Annotated in this window: 2 protein-coding genes; both read left to right on the forward strand. The window is 67.9% G+C overall.

Annotation, left to right across the window (positions count from 1 at the left end):
* Window positions 1-109 precede the first annotated feature (109 nt).
* Complete coding sequence (locus KDB67_RS00450; RefSeq protein ID WP_291010998.1) at window positions 110-1,708, forward strand: GMC oxidoreductase; 1,599 nt, start codon at window positions 110-112, stop codon at window positions 1,706-1,708.
* Window positions 1,709-1,716: 8 nt separating this feature from the next.
* A partial coding sequence (locus tag KDB67_RS00455; protein ID WP_291011000.1) for a thiamine pyrophosphate-binding protein occupies window positions 1,717-3,328 on the forward strand: 1,612 nt, incomplete at its 3' end.

Here is a 3,328-nt window from a genome sequence, read left to right on the forward strand (position 1 = left end):
CAACGATGCAAATCAATTCACCAACCTGCCGTGCACTGCAAATCCCATTGCACACCTGAGCATTGCTTAGGACTTCCTAAGTTAGTGTCACCTTGGGTACGTTCTCCTGGTGACCTCTGAAAGCGTCCGGACCGCGACGGTCTCTCGTCGGCGAGTCCTGCAGGCAACCGCAGCCCTCGGCGCCCTCGGCGCGCTCGGCTCCACCCGAACCCCCGCCACCGCGGTGCCCGGCGGAGCGGGCAAGACCGCCGCCGTCATCGGCACCGGATTCGGCGGCTCCGTCGCCGCACTCCGGCTCGGCCAGGCAGGATTCCGGACCACCGTGTTCGAGCGGGGCCGGCGCTGGGATATCCGCAAGGACGGCAATACATTCCCCTCCATCACCAAGCTCGACGGCCGAGCATCGTGGTTCGCCGGCCAGGTCAGCCTCGGCGGACCGGCGGGAATCCCCGTCGCCAAGTACCCGGGTCTGCTCGATCAGATCAAAGGCAACGGCATCGACTCGGTGTACGGCGCCGGTGTGGGCGGTGGCTCGCTCGTCTTCGGCGCCTTCACCTCGACTCCCCGCAAGCAGGACTTCGAGCACGTCTTTCCCGGTGGCACCGGCTATGACGAACTCAAGCGCGTGTACTATCCGCGAGCCCTGAAGATGCTCAACGCGTCCAAGCTGCCCGCCGACATCCTCGCCCACCCCAACTATGTCGGCGCCCGGTCGTGGGCCAAGACGGTGCGCCGCTACGGTGCGCACCTGCGTACCTTCGAATACGCGGTCGACTGGGACATCGTGCGTGCCGAGCTCGCGGGTCGGGCCACGCCGTCATTCAGCATCGGTGAGATGGGGTTCGGCGCCAACAGCGGAGCCAAGAACTCCACCGACCACAATTATCTGCCGGCTGCCGAACGCACCGGCAACGTGACCATCAAGCCGATGCACGAGGTGTTCGAGATCCGGCCCCGCGGCAACCGGCCCGGGTTCGTCGTCAAAGCCCGCGAGATCGACTACCAGCACCGCACCGTGCGCATCGTCACCGCTGACGTCGACTACGTGTTCCTGGGTGCGGGCTCGTTCCACACCACCCGGCTGCTCGTCGAGGCCAGGGCAAAGGGTCATCTGCCCAAGTTGTCGGGCAAGATCGGCGACGGATTCGGCGCCAACGGCGACTTCCTCACCGCCCGCACGGGTCTGACCGACGACTACGGACCGGTCCAGGGCGGCCCCGGATACGGGCGATTCTACGACGACGACTTTCCCGGCGGCCCGGTCTCGATGGTGTACCACTCCACCCCGCTGCCGTACCCCACCGGAAAACTGCTGACCACCAACCTGATTCAGGTGTTCAGTCCCGAGCGCGGCACCATCGACTACAACCGGTCGACGGGGACGGCCGAACTGAACTATCCGTTCGCCGAACACACCAGCATCCTCGACCGGCGCGGCAACTCTTTCGCCAACCATTTCGCGCGGCGTGCGGGCGGCGTGCCGATCGTGTCGCGGCTCGCGGGCTTCGGCTCGGCAAGCACGTACCACGGACTCGGCGGGGTGGTGATCAACCAGGCCGCAGACCTCAATGGCGCGGTCCGCGGCTACGACAACCTGTACGTCGTCGACGGGGCATTCATGCCCGGCGAGGTCGGCCTGGTCAACCCGTCGCTGACCATCGCTGCGACCGCCGAACGCACGATGGACCGTTTCGTGGCGACCCACTGACGCCCGAGGTGAGCACAGTTTCCACCGACCTGCCGACCACCGTCGCCGACCTGATCGTCGAACAGCTGCGGCAGCTCGGTATCTCCACGCTGTTCGGGGTGCACGGCGCCAACGCGGAGAACATCTTCGACGCGGCGCTTCGGCACCCTGACATCACACCCGTCATCGCCAAACACGAATTCGCCGCCGGTGCGATGGCCGACGGGGCCGCACGCATCTCCGGCGGAATCGGCGCGGTACTGACCACCTCCGGTGGCGGTGCGCTCAACGTCGTGCCCGCGCTCGCCGAGGCCTACGACAGCCGCGTACCGGTGCTGGCGCTGATCGGCACCGCGCCGCGCCCGACCGTCGGCCGCGGCGGTTTCCAGGACATGCTGACCCCGCCCGACACCATCGACCTCACCGCGGTCCTCGCGGGGGTCACCGGAGCGTACGCGGTCGTCGACGACCCCGATTCTCTGGCCGCCGCATTCACCGTTGTGGTCACCGCCCTGCATCGCGGACTACCCGCGGCGCTGGTGATTCCGAAGGACGTCCAGGCCGCGCCGGCCCGCCCGGCCGCGCCGCCGCGACCGCTCCCGCCGGACTCCTCACCCGAGAGCAATTCTCTGGCCGCCCGGCTCACCGAACTGGTCGCCGACGGGGGCCACGTCTGTATCTGGGCAGGCGAGGAGGCATCCTGGCTCCGGCTTCGCGAACCGATCGACGCCCTCGCCACCTCGTTGGGGGCGACGGTCGTCGTCTCACCCGGTGGACGTGACGTCGGTGCTACCGGGCGGTGCGCGGGGGTGACCGGGGTGATGGGTCATCCGTCGGCGCATAAGGCACTCAGCGAAGCCGACCTGTGGCTGGTGCTGGGCTGCCGTATGTCGCTGACGGACCGCGCGGGCCTCGATGATCTCGCCGCGGCGACGCCGATCGTGCACGTGGGGGCGTGGCGACCCCGTATATCCGCCGTCACCGAACACATTCCGTGTACCGACCTGAGCGCCTTCGTCGAGAGTCTGACCGGACACATCGGTGCCGCACCCGCGGCGCCGCCGGCCGCCGTGATCGACTATCTCCGGACGCCGGACACTGATCTCCCACTCGACATGCGCACGGTGATCGATACGATCGGCACCCACCTGCCAACGGGCTGCGCGGTCTTCGCCGACGCCGGCAACACCGGGGCGGCATCGATCCACTATCTCCCGTTCGGCGACTTCCGGTTCGGGGTGGCGCTCGGCATGGGCGGGATGGGACACGCGATTGGTGCCGGGCTCGGGTGCGCCCTCGACTCAGGTAAGCCGACCGTTGTCATCGCCGGGGACGGCTCGTTCTTCATGCACGGGATGGAGTTGCACACCGCCGTCGAATACGGCGCGCCGCTCACTCTGGTGGTGCTCAACAACAACGCGCACGCGATGTGCGTGACCCGCGAACACCTCTACTTTCCAGATGCGCCCAGCCTCAATCGATTCGCACCCACCGATATCGCCGCCGGGGTCGCGGCCATGTTCCCCGGACTCAGCGTGTTCCACGCCGCCGATGCCGCCGAATTGGCCACGGCCTGCGCCGACGCGCTGACCACCGCCGGGCCCGCCTGCCTCGTCGTCGACGTCGATCCCGATGAAGTCC

The organism is Gordonia sp. (in: high G+C Gram-positive bacteria) (genome assembly GCF_020438995.1).
GTDB lineage: Bacteria > Actinomycetota > Actinomycetes > Mycobacteriales > Mycobacteriaceae > Gordonia.